General features: G+C 69.2%; 15 protein-coding genes. 12 read left to right on the top strand and 3 right to left on the bottom strand.

What is annotated here, in order from left to right; genetic code table 11:
* Positions 1 to 94 precede the first annotated feature (94 nt).
* The 9 genes from ACEN8G_RS08440 (at position 95) to ACEN8G_RS08480 (ending at position 10,988) form a co-directional block, all read left to right on the top strand.
* Positions 95 to 1,747 carry an electron transfer flavoprotein-ubiquinone oxidoreductase gene (locus ACEN8G_RS08440; protein ID WP_413416569.1) on the top strand — a complete coding sequence of 551 codons (1,653 nt, stop codon included), beginning with the start codon at positions 95 to 97 and terminating at the stop codon, positions 1,745 to 1,747.
* 115 nt (positions 1,748 to 1,862) lie between these two features.
* On the top strand, positions 1,863 to 3,440 hold the full coding sequence (locus ACEN8G_RS08445) for a tetratricopeptide repeat protein (RefSeq protein ID WP_413419155.1): 1,578 nt from the start codon (positions 1,863 to 1,865) through the stop codon (positions 3,438 to 3,440).
* Entirely contained in the window at positions 3,440 to 4,240 is an 801-nt protein-coding gene (locus ACEN8G_RS08450) for a 4-(cytidine 5'-diphospho)-2-C-methyl-D-erythritol kinase (protein WP_413419153.1), read from the top strand. The genes ACEN8G_RS08445 and ACEN8G_RS08450 overlap by 1 nt, the downstream gene beginning before the upstream one ends.
* Before the next feature lie 286 nt (positions 4,241 to 4,526).
* Positions 4,527 to 5,249 carry an enoyl-CoA hydratase/isomerase family protein gene (locus ACEN8G_RS08455; protein ID WP_413419151.1) on the top strand — a complete coding sequence of 241 codons (723 nt, stop codon included), beginning with the start codon at positions 4,527 to 4,529 and terminating at the stop codon, positions 5,247 to 5,249.
* Positions 5,246 to 5,944: an N-formylglutamate amidohydrolase gene (locus tag ACEN8G_RS08460; RefSeq protein WP_413419149.1), complete on the top strand. Its 699-nt coding sequence runs from the start codon at positions 5,246 to 5,248 to the stop codon at positions 5,942 to 5,944. The genes ACEN8G_RS08455 and ACEN8G_RS08460 overlap by 4 nt, the downstream gene beginning before the upstream one ends.
* A gap of 228 nt (positions 5,945 to 6,172) precedes the next feature.
* Entirely contained in the window at positions 6,173 to 7,894 is a 1,722-nt protein-coding gene (gene ilvD / locus ACEN8G_RS08465; protein WP_413418645.1) for a dihydroxy-acid dehydratase, read from the top strand.
* Between the two features lie 72 nt (positions 7,895 to 7,966).
* A complete protein-coding gene (locus tag ACEN8G_RS08470; RefSeq protein ID WP_413418647.1) occupies positions 7,967 to 8,416 on the top strand; it encodes a hypothetical protein in 450 nt (149 codons plus the stop codon).
* Positions 8,413 to 9,807: an NAD(P)H-hydrate dehydratase gene (locus ACEN8G_RS08475; protein ID WP_413418649.1), complete on the top strand. Its 1,395-nt coding sequence runs from the start codon at positions 8,413 to 8,415 to the stop codon at positions 9,805 to 9,807. Before ACEN8G_RS08470 ends, ACEN8G_RS08475 begins: the two co-directional genes overlap by 4 nt.
* Positions 9,798 to 10,988, top strand: a complete 1,191-nt coding sequence (locus ACEN8G_RS08480) for a class I SAM-dependent RNA methyltransferase (RefSeq protein ID WP_413418651.1) — start codon at positions 9,798 to 9,800, stop codon at positions 10,986 to 10,988. Before ACEN8G_RS08475 ends, ACEN8G_RS08480 begins: the two co-directional genes overlap by 10 nt.
* Here the strand turns inward: ACEN8G_RS08480 and truA are convergent.
* Positions 10,978 to 11,727: a tRNA pseudouridine(38-40) synthase TruA gene (gene truA / locus ACEN8G_RS08485; RefSeq protein ID WP_413418653.1), complete on the bottom strand. Its 750-nt coding sequence runs from the start codon at positions 11,725 to 11,727 to the stop codon at positions 10,978 to 10,980. The genes ACEN8G_RS08480 and truA overlap by 11 nt on opposite strands.
* On the bottom strand, positions 11,724 to 12,662 hold the full coding sequence (gene fmt / locus ACEN8G_RS08490) for a methionyl-tRNA formyltransferase (protein WP_413418655.1): 939 nt from the start codon (positions 12,660 to 12,662) through the stop codon (positions 11,724 to 11,726). Before fmt ends, truA begins: the two co-directional genes overlap by 4 nt.
* Positions 12,663 to 12,845: 183 nt before the next feature.
* Between fmt and recR the strand changes: the two genes are divergently transcribed.
* Together recR and def are read left to right on the top strand one after the other, a co-directional pair.
* Positions 12,846 to 13,442 carry a recombination mediator RecR gene (gene recR / locus ACEN8G_RS08495; protein WP_307119366.1) on the top strand — a complete coding sequence of 199 codons (597 nt, stop codon included), beginning with the start codon at positions 12,846 to 12,848 and terminating at the stop codon, positions 13,440 to 13,442.
* 167 nt (positions 13,443 to 13,609) lie between these two features.
* Complete coding sequence (def, locus tag ACEN8G_RS08500) at positions 13,610 to 14,137, top strand: peptide deformylase (RefSeq protein ID WP_413417829.1); 528 nt, start codon at positions 13,610 to 13,612, stop codon at positions 14,135 to 14,137.
* A 30-nt stretch (positions 14,138 to 14,167) separates the two neighbouring features.
* On the opposite strand, the gene ACEN8G_RS08505 is transcribed toward def, so the two are convergent.
* Positions 14,168 to 14,533, bottom strand: coding sequence for a hypothetical protein (locus tag ACEN8G_RS08505; RefSeq protein WP_413417831.1), 366 nt, complete (start codon positions 14,531 to 14,533; stop codon positions 14,168 to 14,170).
* A gap of 332 nt (positions 14,534 to 14,865) precedes the next feature.
* On the opposite strand from ACEN8G_RS08505, the gene ACEN8G_RS08510 reads away from it, so the two are divergent.
* Entirely contained in the window at positions 14,866 to 16,182 is a 1,317-nt protein-coding gene (locus ACEN8G_RS08510) for a DNA recombination protein RmuC (protein ID WP_413417848.1), read from the top strand.
* Positions 16,183 to 16,226: the final 44 nt, after the last annotated feature.

Below are 16,226 nucleotides of genomic sequence, written 5' to 3' on the forward strand. Positions count from 1 at the left end.
AATCTGCCTTCATCGACCAAGGGACAGGACGTTGCCAGCATGCGACGACAAGCGGTGCGGCGCGTTTCAGGCCAAGACTATGAAGGATGCGATGATGAGCGAACGGGAGTCGATGCCCTATGACGTCGTGATCGTCGGCGCGGGCCCCGCGGGCCTTTCGGCGGCGATCCGGCTGAAGCAGCTGGCCAGCGAAGCGGGCAGCGAGCTTTCGGTGTGCATCCTGGAGAAGGGCTCCGAGGTCGGCGCGCATATCCTTTCCGGCGCGGTGATCGATCCCAAAGCGCTCGACGAGCTGCTGCCGACGTGGCGCGAGGATGGCTGTCCGCTGGCGAGCACGCCGGTGACCGAGAACCACCACTGGGTGCTGAGCGCGAAGGGCAAGTCGGGCTTCCCCGAGTTCATCACCCCGCCGTTCCTGCACAACAAGGGCACCTATACCGGCTCGCTGGGCAATCTCTGCCGCTGGCTGGCCGGCAAGGCCGAGGAGCTGGGCGTCGAGATCTTTCCGGGCTTCGCCGCGGCCGAGATCCTCTACAACGACAATGGCAGCGTGAAGGGTGTCGCCACGGGCGATATGGGCGTGGCGCGCGACGGCGAGCACAAGGGCGATTACCAGCCCGGGCTCGAGCTGCATGCCAAATACACCTTCTTCGCCGAGGGCTGCCGCGGACATCTGACCAAGCAGCTGATCCGCAACTTCGAGCTCGACAAGGACAGCCAGCCGCAGATCTACGGCATCGGCATCAAGGAGCTGTGGGACATCGATCCCGCCAATCACGTGCCCGGCCGCGTGATCCACACCCAGGGCTGGCCGCTGACCGACGGCGCCAATGGCGGCGGCTTCCTCTATCATCAGGCCGACGGGCAGGTCGCGCTCGGCTTCGTCACCTGGCTCAACTACAAGAATCCTTATCTCTCGCCCTTTCAGGAGATGCAGCGCTGGAAGACGCATCCGGAGATCGCGGCGATCCTGAAGGGCGCCAAGCGCGTCTCCTATGGCGCCCGCGCCATCTCCGACGGCGGCTGGCAGTCGGTGCCCAAGCTGGTCGCGCCCGGTGCCGCGCTGATCGGCGACGCGGCGGGCTTCCTCAACGTGCCGCGGATCAAGGGCACCCACACTTCGATGAAGAGCGGCATGATGGCGGCCGAGGCGGCGTTCGCCGCGGTCGGCGCGGGCCGCGAGGCGGACGAGCTGGCCGCCTATCCCGAGGCGTACGAGAAGAGCTGGGTCTACAAGGAGCTGCGCGGCGTCCGCAACGTGGCGCCTTTGGTCAAGAAGTTCGGCGACACCTGGGGCACTTTGCTCGCCGGCGCCGCGATGTGGAGCGAGCTGATCGGCCTGCGCTGGCCCTTCACCATGAAGCACAAGCCCGACAATGAAGGGCTGTGGCACGCATCGGTCGCGCCGAAGATCGACTATCCCAAGCCCGACGGCGTGCTGACCTTCGATCGTCTCTCCTCGGTGTTCATCTCGAATACCAATCACGAGGAGGACCAGCCGGTCCATCTGACGCTCAAGGACCCGGAAATCCCGATTAACTACAATCTTCCGGTGTACGCCGAGCCGGCGCAGCGCTACTGTCCCGCGGGTGTCTACGAAGTTGTCGGCGAAGGCGACGATCTGCGCTTCCAGATCAACGCGCAGAATTGCGTCCACTGCAAGACGTGCGACATCAAGGATCCTACCCAGAACATCAACTGGGTGGTCCCCGAAGGGGGCGGCGGCCCCAATTATCCGAACATGTAGTTGGCTGTTCGGTTCGGCTGACGCCGAACGCCGCACCGGCCCGCACCTCCACCCGGCCACCCATATGATACTGCCGTTGGGTGGCCGGGTGGGGGTGCGGGCCGGTGCCGCCCTGATGGCTATGCTGCTGCTGGCCCTGCCGGCAGCGGCGCAGCAACGGGCCGAGCCTCCGCTCGACCTGCGCGATTATGCCCGCGCCCGCGCCGCCGATGCGGCGGGGGAGCCTGACCGTGCCGCGGCCGGCTATGCCCGTGCGCTCACCGCGGTGCCCGGCGACCAGGTGCTGGCGATGCGCGCCTATCGCCAGGGGCTGGCGGCGGGCGACTATGCGCTCGCCACCCGCGCCGCCGCCTCGCTGGTCGCCGCGCGCATCGCCCCGCCCGACACCGATCTGCTCGCCTTCGCCGTCGCGCTGAAGGGCAGGGACCGGCTCGGTGCCGAAAAGGCGCTGGAGCGCATGTCCAAGGCGCAGCTCGATTTCATGGTGCCCGTGCTCGGCGCCTGGCTCGCGCTCGATCGCGGCGAGGATCCGCTGCCCCTGCTCGACACTGCGCGCGGCAACGCGCTCGCCTCGCGCTTCACCGGCCGTCACCGGGCGCTGCTGCTGATCGCCGCGGGCAAGACCGACCAGGGCCTGTTCTCGCTCGCCGCGTTCGGCGGCACCGACGATGCGCCGGACGCGCGCATCGATGCCGGCATCGCGCTGCTCCGCACCGGCCGCACCGACAAGGCCGAGCAGCTCCTCGGCGACCTCGCCGGGGCGAGCAAGGCCTGGCGCAAGCGCGAGGCGAAGGGCGGCCGACCCGATGCCGCCTTCGGCGCCGCCCATGCCTTTCTCAGCCTCGCTGCCGATCTGGGCGGCGAGGAGCTGGCGCCGCTCTCGATCCTGCTCACCCGCGCCGCGCTGCTGCTCGATCCGCAGGAGGACCGCGCCCGGCTGCTCCTCGCCGACGCCCTGTCGCGCAGCGACGCCACCGATCTCGCGCTGCGCACGCTCGCGGAGATCCGCACCGACGGCCCCTTCGTCCGCGGTGCCGCCGCCGGTCGGGTCGCCGCGCTGCGCAAGGCTGGCCGCCTCCCCGAGGCGCTGGCCGATGCGAAGGCGCTCGCCGCTGCCGAAAAGGCCAGCCCGCAGGAGATCCGCACCTATGGCGAGCTGCTCTTCCAGACCGGCAGCTATGCCGATGCTGCCGAAGCCTATGCCCATGCCCAGGTCCGCGCCGGCGACGAGAGCGGCTGGGAATTCTACTATCTCCGCGGCGCCGCGCTCGATCGTGCCGGCCGCTGGGAAGAGGCGCTGCCCGTTCTCCAGCGCGCGGTCCAGCTCGCCCCGGAAGAGCCCGAGGCGCTGACCTGGCTCGGCAATGCCCAGGTCGAGCGCGGCGTCGATCTCCCCGCCGCCCAGGCGCTGCTCGAGCGCGCGCGCAAGCTCAAGCCCAATGATCCCGCGATCACCGACTCGCTCGGCCGTGCTTACTATGCCGATGGCCAGTTCACCCGGGCGCTGCCCCTGCTCGAGCAGGCGGTCCGCGCCGATCCCGGCGGCTCGCGGCCCAACGAGCATCTCGGCGACACCTATTGGAAGCTCGGCCGCCGGTTCGAGGCACGCTACGCCTGGCGTGCCGCCGAAGTGAGCGCCGGCCCCGCCGATGCCACGCGGCTCCAGGCCAAGCTGGCGAACGGGTTGAACTGATGGTCACCGAGATTGCCAGGGCCAAGCTCAACCTGGCGCTGCACGTCCGCGCGCGCCGCCCCGACGGCTATCACGAGCTGGAGACGCTGTTCGCCTTCGTCGAGCATGGCGACATCGTCCAGGTCGAGCCGGCCGATGCTGACAGCTTCACTCTGGCCGGTCCCTTCGCCGGGGTGCTGCGCGGGGAGGGCGACAATCTCGTCACCCGCGCCGCCCGTGCGTTCCGGGAGCAGTTCGGCCACGGCGCCCATGCGATCACGCTCGACAAGCACCTGCCGGTCGCCTCGGGCATCGGCGGCGGCTCGGCCGACGCGGCGGCGACGCTGCGCGCGCTGGGCCGGCTGCACGGTGTCGCGATCGAGGACATGTTCGCCATCGCCGACGCGCTGGGCTCGGACGTGCCAGCCTGCCTGTTCGGCCGCACCGCGATCGGCAAGGGCAGGGGCGAGCAGCTCGAGCCGGTCGCCGGCCTGCCCGGCACGCCGGTGCTGCTGGTCAACCCGGGCGTGGCGGTCTCCACCGCCGAGGTGTTCCGCCGCTGGGACGACGTCGATCGCGGTCCGCTGCCGGCCGACCCGCGCCAGGGTCGCAACGACCTCGAACCGCCGGCCCGCGCCATCGCCCCGGTGATCGGCGAGGTGCTGGCGTTGCTCGCCGCGCAACCGGGCGCCGGGCTGACCCGCATGTCCGGCTCCGGCGCGACCTGCTTCGCGCTGTTCGACGATGATGTGAACCGGGATGCTGCGGCGGAGGTATTGGCGGCCAATGGCTGGTGGGTACTGCCCAGCCGGCTCACCTGATTTCCCTCTCCTTTACCCCGGCGAAGGCCGGGGCCCAGACTTGAAAGTCACGCGCCTTGGCGCGTCTTCGCCGCGCACGCTTAGACTGGGACCCGGCCTTCGCCGGGGAAAGAGAGGCCATTAACCACCCTCGCAAACCCGCCTTTGTGAGTTTCGCGCGCATACCACCCCCAGCGGATCGACTGCCGGGAGCAGAACGTCTGTCGGTGGCGCGGGCGCGGAGAGTCTCCAAGTCCCGCCCCATCCACCCCTTGACAGCGCGCCGCCATTCGGGCCGATCCGCGCCATGATCCATCTCACCCGCACCGGCAATGTCGCCACCATCGCGCTCGCCCGGCCCGAGGCGAAGAACGCGCTTCCCACCGCGGCCTGGCAGGCACTCGCCGCCGCCGCGCGCGAGGTCGGCGATGCCCGCGCCGTGATCCTCCGCTCCGACGTGCCCGGCATCTTCTCCGCCGGCGCCGATGTCCGCGAGTTCGAGCAGCTCCAGGCCGATCCGGCGCTCCGCACCAAATTCCGCGAGGCGATGCGCGAAGGGATCGAGGCGATCGCCGCGCTGCCCATGCCGGTGATCGCCGCGGTCGACGGCGGCTGCTTCGGCGCCGCGGTGGCGCTGATCCTCGCCGCCGATATCCGCATCGCCGGCAAGCTCTCCGAATTCGCTGTCACCCCGGCGCGGCTCGGCCTCGGCTATCCCCGCGAGGATGTCGCCCGGCTGGAGGCGCAGGTCGGGAAGGGCATGGCCTCGCTGCTCCTCTTCACCGGCGACAAGCTCCGCCCCGACGAAGTCCACAAGATCGGCCTGGTCGAGCTGAAGACCGCCAGGGCGATCGACACCGCCACCGCCATGGCCAATGCCATCGCCGGCAACGCCCCCCAGGCCGTCCAACTGCTCAAGCGCACCCTGCGCGGCGAGCAGACCGACCAGGGCTTCGAGGACGCGTTCGGCGGCGCCGAGTTCGCCGAGGGCCTCGCCGCCTTCCGCGCCCGCCGGAACCCGGCCTGGTGAGCGCCGCCGAGATCCTGGAGGGTGGCGCACAGGACGTGCTCCTGCTCTGCGACCACGCCTCCAACGCGGTGCCCGCCGATATCGACCTCGGCATCGCGCCCGAACTGCTCGACAACCATATCGCGATCGACATCGGCGCCGCCGCCGTCACCCGCGCGCTGGCCGCCAGGCTCGATTGCCCCGCGATCCTCGCCACCGTCTCGCGGCTGGTGATCGATCTCCACCGCGAGCCCGATCATATCGGCCTGATCCCGCACCGGAGCGACGGCCATCTGATCCCCGGCAACGAGAGCATCGACAAGCCCGCGCGCATCGCCCGCTTCCACGCGCCCTATCACCGCGTGCTGCGGAACCGCATCCGCGCCCAGCGCCCGAAGCTGATCCTCTCGATCCACAGCTTCACGCCCTGCCTCGAGCATGGCGGCACCGCCCGCCCCTGGCAGGTCGGCGTCCTCTACAACCGCGACACCCGCGCCGCGCATCCGACGGTGCAGTTCTTCCGGGACCGCGGCTACGTCACCGGCGACAACGAGCCCTATTCGGGCCGGCTGTTGAACGCGACGCTCAACCGACATGCCGAGGGGCAGGGCATCCCCTCGGTCGCGATCGAGATCCGCAACGACCTGATCCGGGAGGATGCGGGGGCAGGGGAATGGGCCGGGGTGCTGGCGAATCTGGCCGGGCATCTTCTCTAGATTCCCCTCCCTGCAAGGGAGGGGCTAGGGGTGGGTTAGGAAAGGCCGGGCTCGATGCCCGGCCTTTCCTGTTTCTGCGGTCGGCTGGCAGAAGCTCGCTGCGCTCGCAACCCACCCCCGACCCCTCCCTTGCAGGGAGGGGAGTGGATGGGCTTTCGCAGGCGCCACAAAAAGTTTGCGCAATAGTCTTGCGCAAAACCCCCTCTCCGCGACATAGGCTTGCGCGTCATGACCAACCGATTCGACAAGTCCAAGCTCCCCAGCCGCTACGTTTCCGTCGGCGTCGAGAGTGCCCCGCACCGCAGCTATTATTACGCCATGGGCCTCACCGAGGAGGAGATCGCCCGGCCGTTCGTCGGCATCGCCTCGGCGGGCAATGACAGCGCGCCGTGCAACACCACGCTCGACCAGCAGGCCGACTGGTGCCGCACCGGCGTGAACGAAGCCGGAGGCATGCCGCGCCGCTTCAACACGATCACCGTGACCGACGGCATCGCCATGGGGCACCAGGGCATGAAGTCCTCGCTGGTCAGCCGCGAGGTCATCGCCGACTCGGTCGAGCTCTCGGTGCGCGGCCATTGCTACGACGCGCTCGTCACCTTCGCCGGCTGCGACAAGTCGCTGCCGGGCATGATGATGGCGATGCTCCGCCTCAACGTGCCGTCGATCTTCGTCTATGGCGGCTCGATCCTGCCGGGCCGCTACCAGGAACGCGACCTGACCGTCATCGACGTGTTCGAGGTCGTCGGCCGCTATGCCGCCGGCAAATGCCCGCTCTCGGAAGTCACTGCGATCGAGAAGGCGGCCTGCCCGGGCCACGGCGCATGCGGCGGCCAGTATACCGCCAACACCATGGCCTGTGTTGCCGAGGCGATCGGTTTGTCCTTGCCGAACAGCAACATGGCGCCGGCGCCGTACAAGTCGCGTGAAGAGATCGCGATTGCCGCGGGCCGTCAGGTAATGACGCTGATCGAGAAGCAGATCCGCCCGCGCGACATCTGCACCCGCGAAGCCTTCGAGAACGCCGCGCGCATCGTCGCGGCGACCGGCGGCTCGACCAATGGCGCGCTGCACCTGCCCGCCATGGCCAATGAGTGCGGCATCGATTTTGACCTGTTCGACGTTGCCGAGATCTTCAAGACCACGCCCTACATGGCCGATCTCAAGCCCGGCGGCCGCTATGTCGCGAAGGACATGCACGAAGCCGGCGGCATCTACATGCTGATGAAGTCCCTGGCCCAGACCGGGCTGCTCCACCTCGATTGCATGACGGTGACCGGTAAGACGCTCGGCGAGAATATCGACGAGGTTACCTGGAACCCCGACCAGAAGGTCATCTACGACGCCAAGACCCCGATCACACCCACCGGCGGCGTGGTCGGCCTGCGCGGCTCGCTGGCGCCCGAGGGCGCGATCGTGAAGGTGGCGGGCATGCACCGCCTCCAGTTCACCGGCACCGCCAAGGTGTTCGAGCGCGAGGAGGATGCCTTCGCCGCGGTCGAGGCCAATGCGATCAAGGAGGGGACGGTCGTCGTCATCCGCTATGAAGGGCCCAAGGGCGGCCCGGGCATGCGCGAGATGCTGTCGACCACCGCCGCGCTCTATGGCCAGGGCCTGGGCGAGAAGGTCGCGCTGATCACCGACGGCCGCTTCTCGGGCGGCACGCGCGGCTTCTGCATCGGCCATGTCGGTCCCGAGGCGGCCGAGGGCGGCCCGATCGCGCTGGTCGAGGACGGCGACGAGATCAGCATCGATGCCGAGGCCGGCACCGTCGATCTCAACGTGCCTGAGGACGTGCTGGCGGAGCGTCGGGCGAAGTGGCAGCCGCGGATGAACGACTATCAGTCGGGCGCGCTCTGGCGCTTCTCGCAAAATGTCGGTCCGGCTTATAAGGGGGCTGTAACGCACCCCGGAGCCAGCGCCGAAACCCATGTCTTTGCGGATATCTGATCAGAAATTCCCCTCCCTGAAAGGGAGGGGCTAGGGGTGGGTGGAGGCCTGGCGATACTGAGGCCAGAAGCGATGCGCTTGCCGTATCGCGGTCATCGACTCACCCCCGACCCCTCCCTTCCAGGGAGGGGAGTTTATGCGCTCGCATCGTTACTCCTCCTCACCGCCTGCAACACCCAGGTCCGCGACAAGGCCGCCGAGGCCCGCAACGAAATCCACGCCGAGAAGATGGAGAAGGCCGAGGGCCGCATCGAATGCGCCCCGCCCGGCGCCGAGACCTTCGCCTTTGCCTGCACGATCGACCGCACCCAGTCGCAGGACGGCCTGTTCCTCACCCTGCGCCATCCGGACGGCGGTTTCCGCCGCCTGCTCGTCACCACCGACGGTCGCGGGGTGATCGCGGCGGACGGCGCCGAGAAGGCCGAGGTGACGATCCTCGCACCCGATCAGATCGAAGTCGCGATCGGTGGCGCGCGCTACCGCTTGCCTGCGACCGTGCGCGGGGCCAAACCGGGCAAATGATCCCGCCCGGCGCACCGATCGTCACCGCTGCCCAGATGCGCGCCGCCGAGGAGGCGGTGTTCCGCCGTGAACCCCAGCTCGACGTGATGGAGCGCGCCGGCGCCGCCGTGGCGCGCGAGGCGGCGCGTTTCGCGCCTGGCGCTCCGATCCTCGTCCTCGCCGGCCCGGGCAACAATGGCGGGGACGCCTATGTCGCCGCGCGCCTGTTGAAGGCAGCCGGCCATGACGTCGCCATCGCCGCCTCGGGCGAGCCGGGCACCCCCGCGGCCCGCACGATGCTGGAGCGCTGGGGCGGGGAGGTGGACTCGCTCTACCGCGCCCGGCCGCGCCCGGTGCTGATCGACGGCCTGTTCGGCACCGGCCTGACCCGCCCGCTGGAACGCGGCATCGCCCCGGTCTTCGCCGAGCTGGTCCATGGCGCCCGCTTCAGCCTCGCGATCGACCTGCCTTCGGGCCTCGCCACCGACAGCGGCGCCGATCTCGGCGTCCCCCGCGGCATCAGCGCGACGCTGGCGCTCGGCGCGCTCAAGCCCGCCCATGTCCTCGGCGCCGGGCTCGAGCGTTGCGGCCATGTCCTGCTCGCCGATATCGATATCCCCGTCGATACCAACTGGCGGACCGTCGCGCGCCCGAAGCTCGCCGCCCCGGGGCCGCGCGCGCACAAGTATAGCCGTGGGCTGGTCGTGGTGGTCGAGGGCGACATGCCCGGTGCCGCGCGCCTCGCAGCCCATGCCGCGATGGCAGGCGGCGCGGGCTACACGATTCTCGCCTGCGCCGGTGACAGCAGCGGCGGACCCGACGCCTTGGTGCGCCACAGGATCGCGAATGGCGACGATCTGGCGGATTTCCTAACCGAGAACCGTATCGGGGCTGTCGTCATCGGCCCCGGCCTGGGCCGGGATCGCCGCGCCGAGGGGCTGCTCAAGGCCGCGCTCGGCGCCGATCTTCCTCTCATCCTCGACGGCGATGCGCTGACCCTGCTCGGCAAGTCCGCCACCGCCTGGCTCCAGCGCCGCAATGCCGCCACCTGGCTCACGCCGCATGCCGGCGAGTTCGGGCGGATGTTCGAAGGCGATGGTGACAAGATCGCCCAAACCCTTGCAGCGGCATCGGAAACCCGTGCGACGGTGATCCACAAGGGTGCCGATACGGTGATCGCCAGCCCTCGCGGCGAGGTCCGCGTGCTGGCCCAGGCCTCGTCCTGGCTCTCCACCGCCGGCACCGGCGACGTGCTCGCGGGCACGCTCGCCGCCCAGGTCGCCTCGGGCAATAAAAATGCCGCGGAAACAGCGGTCTGGCTCCACGCCCGCGCCGCCGCTCTTGCAGGACCGGCCTTCATCGCCGATGCGCTGCCGATGCATCTTCCCCAAGCGATCTCCGAATGTCTCTGAGCACCGTCCTGAAGGTCGCCGGCCGCGGTGAGGGCATCACCGACGATGGCCGCTACATCCCCTTCACCGCCCCCGGCGACCAGGTCGATGCGCACGGCGCGATCACCCGCGGCCCGCATCACCAGGAACCGCCCTGCCGGCATTTCCCCGAATGCGGCGGCTGCCAGCTCCAGCATCTCGACGATGCCAGCTGGAGCGCCTTCATCGTTGACCGGATCGCCGGTGCGCTCGCCCAGCACAAGCTCGAGACCGAGATCCGCCCGCCCTTGCTCTCGCCGCCCAGGACCCGCCGCCGCGCCACGCTCCATACCGAGCGCCGCGGCCGCCAGGTGCTGCTCGGTTTCACCGGCCAGGGCAGCCACACGCTGATCGACCTGCAGGAATGCCACGTCCTCGATCCCGCGCTGTTCGCGCTACTGGCGCCGCTCCGCGGCCTGCTCGCCGCGCTGCTGCCGACCTCGCGCCGGATCAACGTCCATCTCGCCAGGGCCGACCAGGGCATCGACGTCCTTCTCGACGGGCTGGAGGCCGAGGGCCTCGCCGCCGCCGAGGCGATCACCGCCTTCGCGCACCGCCATCAGCTCGCCCGCTTCTCGATCGACGAGGGCCTCGGGCCGACGGCGCGCTGGGAGCCCGATCCGGTGACGATTACGCTCGGCGGCGTGCCTGTGCCGTTCCCCCAGGGCAATTTCCTTCAGGCGACGCCGGAGGGTGAGGCCGCGCTGGTCGCTGCCGTGCGCGAGATCGTCGGAGATGCCGGCACCGTCGCCGATCTCTTCGCGGGCCTTGGCACCTTCACCTTCGCCTTCCCCAACGCCAAGGTCTATGCGGCCGAGGCGGCGCGGGACTCGATCCTGTCGCTCAAGGCCGCCGCGGGCAATGCACGGCGCATGGTCTTCGCCGACCACCGCGACCTGTTCCGCCGCCCGGTGACGGCTGGCGACCTCGACAAGTTCGAAGCCGCAGTGATCGACCCACCCCGCGCCGGCGCCCGCGAGCAGGCCGCCGAGATCGCCAGGGCGCGGACGCCGCTGGTGGCGCATGTTTCCTGCAATCCCAATACTTTCGCGCGGGATGCGGAGATTCTATGCCAGGGCGGCTATCGCCTCGACTGGATCCAGCCGGTCGGCCAGTTCCGCTGGTCGACCCATGTCGAGCTGGCGGCGCGGTTCAGCCGCTAGCGGGATAATCCGCCCGCAGGAAGAACAGCCCGTCCGACGGCGCGTTCAACCCCAGCGCCGCGCGGTCGCGGGCTTCCAGCGCCGCGGTCATGTCGTCGGGTGTCCAGCGTCCCTGGCCGACCAGCACGATGCAGCCGACCATCGAGCGCACCTGATGATGCAGGAACGAGCGCGCCGAGGCGAACACGCTGATCCGCTCGTCGTCCGCCACCACCTCGAGCCGGTCGAGCGTGCGCAGCGGGCTGTCCGCCTGGCAATGCGCCGAGCGGAAGGTGGTGAAGTCGTGCCGCCCCACCAGCCGTGCCGCGCCCTCGGCCATCAGCCCCGCATCGAGCGGCGGGATCACCCGCCAGGCCAGGCCCTTCTCCCAGGTAAGCGGCGCCCGCCTTGTTGAGATTCGATATTCATAATGGCGTGCAACACACGAGAAACGTGCATGCCAGTCGTCCGAGACCTCGACGCAATCGAGGATCGCCACCGGGTTGGGCCGCACGCGTGCGTTCAGGGCTTCCATCAGCCGGAAGGCGCTGATCGGCTTTTCGATATCGATATGCGCCCGCATGCCCAGGCCGTGGACGCCCGCATCGGTGCGCCCCGCCGCCTGCACCGAGGTGCGCTCGCCGGTCACCGCAAAGGCGGCGTCCTCGATCGCCTGCTGGACGCTCGGGCCATGGTCCTGCCGCTGCCAGCCCATGAAGGGCCGGCCGTCAAACTCCACCGTCAGCGCGAACCGCGTCAAAGCCGGATTCCCGGCGGGATCGGAAAGCCCCGCAGCAGCTCGGTCACCGTCATGACGCCACGTCCCGCCCGCTGCACGGTCTCCGGCCGGAGGGCGCCGTCGCCGCAGCCGATGGTCAGCTGCGCGTCGAGCACGAGCCCCGGCGTGGTGCGGTAGTGCACGTCGCCCGGATTGTCGGACGCGCTCCGGACATGGGCGGTCAGTATCTTGATGCGCTCGCCTTCATGCTCGAACCATGCCCCGGGCGCGGGATTGAAGGCGCGGACCTGGCGATCGACCTGGTGCGCCCCGACGCTCCAGTCGATCCGCGCCTCGGCCTTGTCGATCTTGGCGGCATAGGTCACGCCTTCCTCGGGCTGCACCTGCGGGGGATAGCCAGCCAGGTCGCCGAGCACCTCCACCATCAACTTCGCGCCGAGCAGCGAGAGCCGCTGGGAAAGCACGCCGCTGGTATCGGAAGGGCCGATCGGAACCCGCGCCTCCAGCCGCACCGGCCCGGTATCGAGCCCGGCTTCCATCTGCATGATGCCGACGCCCGTCTCTTCGTCGCCGGCCAGGATCGCCCGCTGGACCGGCGCGGCGCCCCGCCAGCGCGGCAGCAGCGAGCCGTGCACGTTGAGGCAGCCATGCTTCGGTGCATCGAGCACCGCCTGGGGCAGGATCAGGCCGTACGCCGCGACCACTGCCACATCCGCCTCCAGCGCCTGGAACGCCGGCAGCGCCTCGGGGTCCTTGCGGAAGGAAAGCGGCGTGCGCACCGCGATCCCCAGCGCCTCGGCACGGGCCTGCACCGGGGAGGGGGTGAGCGCCTTGCCGCGCCGTCCGCCTGCCCGGGGCGGCTGGCTGTACGCCGCCACGACGTCGTGCCCGGCCGCCACCAGCGCGTCGAGCACCGGCACGGCGAATTCGGGCGTTCCCATGAATATCACTCGCATGGGGGGGCTTTAGCCCTCCAACATCCTGCCGTCATCCCCGCGAAGGCGGGGTTCCAGAGTCGTGAAGGACGTCGCTCCGTTGCCCTGGATCCCCGCCTTCGCGGGGATGACGGAATAGAAGGCGGGATGAGGGCAAGGGGCAGGGTGTTTTCTTTCCGTTCCGCCTCGCTTATCTCCCTTCCCATGGCATCTCCCGAGATCGAAGCGCTCACCCAGGCCCTGTCGCGATTGCCCGGCCTCGGCCCGCGTTCGGCGCGCCGCGCGGTGCTCCATCTGCTCAAGAAGCGCGAGACCGCGCTCGACCCGCTGCTCGCCGCACTGGGCGCGGTCAGCCGCAACCTCGCCACCTGCGGCACCTGCGGCAATGTCGACACCAGCGACCCCTGCCAGATCTGCGCCGATCCGCGCCGCGACGTGCGCTCGCTCTGCGTGGTCGAGGAAGTGGCCGACCTCTGGGCGCTCGATCGCTCGCGCCTGTTCCCCGGGCGTTTCCACGTCCTCGGCGGCCGCCTGTCGGCGCTGGAGGGCGTGCGGCCCGAGGACCTGCGCATCGACCGGCTGGTCGCCCGCATCGCCGCGGGCGGGATCGACGAAGTGGTGCTGGCGATGAACGCCACGCTCGAGGGCCAGACCACCGCCCATTACATCGCCGAGCGGATCGAGACCTATCCCGTCCGCGTCACCCAGCTCGCCCACGGCCTGCCGGTGGGCGGCGAGCTCGACTATCTCGACGAAGGCACGCTCGCCCAGGCGCTGCGGGCGAGACGGCCGGTAGCGTGACCTGTCCCCCTCCCTGGAAGGGAGGGGCTAGGGGTGGGTGGAGGCCTGGCGATACTGTCGGTTCACCCCGCACCTCAATGTATCGCGGGCATCGACCCACCCCCGACCCCTCCCTTCCAGGGAGGGGAGGAATTGATTCCGACGCCCCGCTGGCCTAAATTACCCGCATGGCCATTCTACCTATCGTCGAAGTACCCGATCCGCGTCTGCGTCTCATCTCCGAACCCGTCGCGGAGGTGACCGACGAGCTGCGCGACCTGATCGCGGACATGTTCGACACGATGTACGACGCGCCCGGCATCGGCCTCGCCGCGATCCAGGTCGGCGTGCCCAAGCGCCTGATCGTCATGGACCTCCAGGAGAATGAGGACGAGGACGGCAAGCCGATCCGCGAGCCGCGCGTCTTCATCAACCCCGAAATCCTCGATCCGGCCGAGGAGCAGTCGGTCTATACCGAAGGCTGCCTGTCGATCCCCGAGCAGTTCGCCGATGTCGAGCGCCCCGCGCGCTGCCGCGTGCGCTGGCTCGACGAGAATGGCGCGGCGCATGACGAGCTGTTCGAAGGGCTGCTCGCCACCTGCATCCAGCATGAGATGGATCACCTGCAGGGCATCGTCTTCATCGACCATCTCTCGCGCCTGAAGCGTGACATGATCCTCAAGAAGCTCAACAAGGCCCGCAGGGCCGCGGCCTGATCTCCGGCGCGCGGCCCCTTGGGTGCCGCGTCAGCCGATCACGATCGTTCCGCTCGACGACGCGGACTTGTACTGCTTGCCGATCTGGGCGGCGAAGCTGCTCGAGGCAGCGCTGACGCTGCCCACGCCGTCGCCGCTGTTGAAGTCGTGCGAGCCGTGCAGCGTGATGTTCTCGGGCGGGATCTTCGTGTCCGGAAGCTTGCCGAAGAACAGCGTGATCCAGACCTGGGCGGTGTTGAACGCCTCGGTGCCGCAACTGATCCGCCGCACGATCGAATAGGTGCCGACGGGCTGCTTCTTGGCGTCGCTGAGCTTGCCGCCTTCGATCTGGAAGCGGCCGGCGGCGTCATCGACGTTGTTCAGGCATCCACGGGTCAGATGGTAGGTGAGGGCCATGTGCGTGTTCCTTTTTCGCTGGTTGCGATGGGACGAATGCGAACGCGCGACCCTCGATTCCCCCGATTTCGGGCGGTGCGCCATGGTCGGGGATCGGATATATGCAGACAAGTGAAGATGGGTCGGAACCGGACCCTAAATTAACCCTGTCCTACACGGATCGTTCGAGTTATGTTCCCGGGTCATTGATGTCCTCGCGCGGGGCACCTGCCCGATCGGGCGTCTCCCGCGCGTGCATGTCGTGAACTTAGTGAACTTCCGGGAGGCTCGTGTTGGATTTGCTGGCGCTAGGGGTTGCGGTCGCCGCGCTCGTCATAGGGCTCGGCCTGGGCATGTTCCTTGGCGGTCGCCCGGCGGCGCAGATGCGGGCCGAGCGCGATGCGCGCGAGGCGCAGTTCAAGGCGGCGATCACTGATCTGGCGGCGGCCGAGGAGCGCGCCAGCCATGCCGAGGCGCTGCGCGCCCAGGTCGAGCTTGTGCGCGACGAGCGTGACCATGCCCGCCTCCTGGTGACCGAGTTGCGCACCAAGGCGGAGGCGTTCGAGGAAAGGTTCGCGGAGTTCAAGGGCGCGCGCGAGGCGATGGCGGGCCAGTTCCGCGAACTCTCCCAAATGATGCTCACCGAGACGCAGGAAGCCTTTCTCAAGCGTGCCGAGGAGCGGTTCAAGGAATCCGAGCAGACTTCGGGCCAGAACCTCAAGGCCCTGCTCCAGCCGGTCAACGAGCGGCTCCAGCGCTATGAGGAAGGCGTCGCCAAGGTCGAGGCCGAGCGGCGCGATGCCTTTGGCGATCTCAAGGGCCAGATCGAGCAGATGCGGATCGGCCAGGAGCGAGTGAGCGCCGAGGCGGCCAAGCTGGTCAATTCGCTGCGCAACGCGCCCAAGGCGCGCGGCCGCTGGGGCGAGCAGCAGCTGCGCAACGTGCTGGAGACTTGTGGCCTCTCCGAGCACACCGATTTCGATACCGAGGTGAACGTCGCCGGCGAGGATGGCGGGCGGCTGCGGCCCGATGCGATCGTCCATGTGCCCGGCGGCCGCGCGCTGGTGATCGACGCCAAGGTCTCGCTCAATGCCTATCAGGACGCGTTCGGCGCGGTGGACGAAGTCGAGCGCCAGCGTGGACTCGAACTACACGCTGCCTCGATGCGCTCCCACGTCAACGGGTTGGGGAACAAGGCCTATTGGAGCCAGTTCGCTGAAGCCCCCGACTATGTGATCATGTTTGTCCCCGGTGAGCATTTCCTCTCGGCGGCGCTTGAGCATGACCCGACCCTGTGGGACTTCGCCTTCGAGAAACGCGTGCTGCTCGCCACTCCGACCAACCTGATCGCGATCGCGCGCACCGTCGCGGCGGTGTGGCGCCAGGAGAAGCTGGCCAAGGAAGCCCGACAGATCGGCGAGCTCGGCAAGGAGCTGTACGACCGGCTCGCCAAGGCGCTGGGCGATCTGCGCGTGGTCGGCTCGGGGCTCAACACCGCGGTCAAGAACTTCAACACCTTCGCCTCCAGCCTCGAGACCCGCGCTTTGGTCTCGGCCCGCAAGCTCAAGGAGCTGAACGTCGAGACCGGCGCGCGCGAGATCGAGGCGGTGCCCCCGGTCGAGCTGCTCGCCAGCCATGCCGGCGAGCCGGAGGCGGAAGCGGCGGAATAACCTGCGCTATGGCGGCCGGGGCGTTTGCCGCTAGGTTTCGGGTC

Origin of the sequence: Sphingomonas sp. Sphisp66, assembly GCF_047324325.1 — a bacterium.
Taxonomy (GTDB): Bacteria; Pseudomonadota; Alphaproteobacteria; order Sphingomonadales; family Sphingomonadaceae; genus Sphingomonas.

What these genes read in the sequence shown, in the direction of transcription:
- ACEN8G_RS08455 (WP_413419151.1), top strand. Translation starts at nt 4,527, where the DNA reads ATGATCCATCTCACCCGCACCGGCAATGTCGCCACCATCGCGCTCGCC.
- ACEN8G_RS08510 (WP_413417848.1), top strand. Translation starts at nt 14,866, where the DNA reads ATGTTCCTTGGCGGTCGCCCGGCGGCGCAGATGCGGGCCGAGCGCGAT.
- ACEN8G_RS08450 (WP_413419153.1), top strand. Translation starts at nt 3,440, where the DNA reads ATGGTCACCGAGATTGCCAGGGCCAAGCTCAACCTGGCGCTGCACGTC.
- def (WP_413417829.1), top strand. Translation starts at nt 13,610, where the DNA reads ATGGCCATTCTACCTATCGTCGAAGTACCCGATCCGCGTCTGCGTCTC.
- ACEN8G_RS08445 (WP_413419155.1), top strand. Translation starts at nt 1,863, where the DNA reads ATGGCTATGCTGCTGCTGGCCCTGCCGGCAGCGGCGCAGCAACGGGCC.
- ilvD (WP_413418645.1), top strand. Translation starts at nt 6,173, where the DNA reads ATGACCAACCGATTCGACAAGTCCAAGCTCCCCAGCCGCTACGTTTCC.
- ACEN8G_RS08470 (WP_413418647.1), top strand. Translation starts at nt 7,967, where the DNA reads ATGCGCTTGCCGTATCGCGGTCATCGACTCACCCCCGACCCCTCCCTT.
- ACEN8G_RS08475 (WP_413418649.1), top strand. Translation starts at nt 8,413, where the DNA reads ATGATCCCGCCCGGCGCACCGATCGTCACCGCTGCCCAGATGCGCGCC.
- fmt (WP_413418655.1), bottom strand. Translation starts at nt 12,662, where the DNA reads ATGCGAGTGATATTCATGGGAACGCCCGAATTCGCCGTGCCGGTGCTC.
- recR (WP_307119366.1), top strand. Translation starts at nt 12,846, where the DNA reads ATGGCATCTCCCGAGATCGAAGCGCTCACCCAGGCCCTGTCGCGATTG.
- ACEN8G_RS08505 (WP_413417831.1), bottom strand. Translation starts at nt 14,533, where the DNA reads ATGGCCCTCACCTACCATCTGACCCGTGGATGCCTGAACAACGTCGAT.
- ACEN8G_RS08480 (WP_413418651.1), top strand. Translation starts at nt 9,798, where the DNA reads ATGTCTCTGAGCACCGTCCTGAAGGTCGCCGGCCGCGGTGAGGGCATC.
- ACEN8G_RS08440 (WP_413416569.1), top strand. Translation starts at nt 95, where the DNA reads ATGAGCGAACGGGAGTCGATGCCCTATGACGTCGTGATCGTCGGCGCG.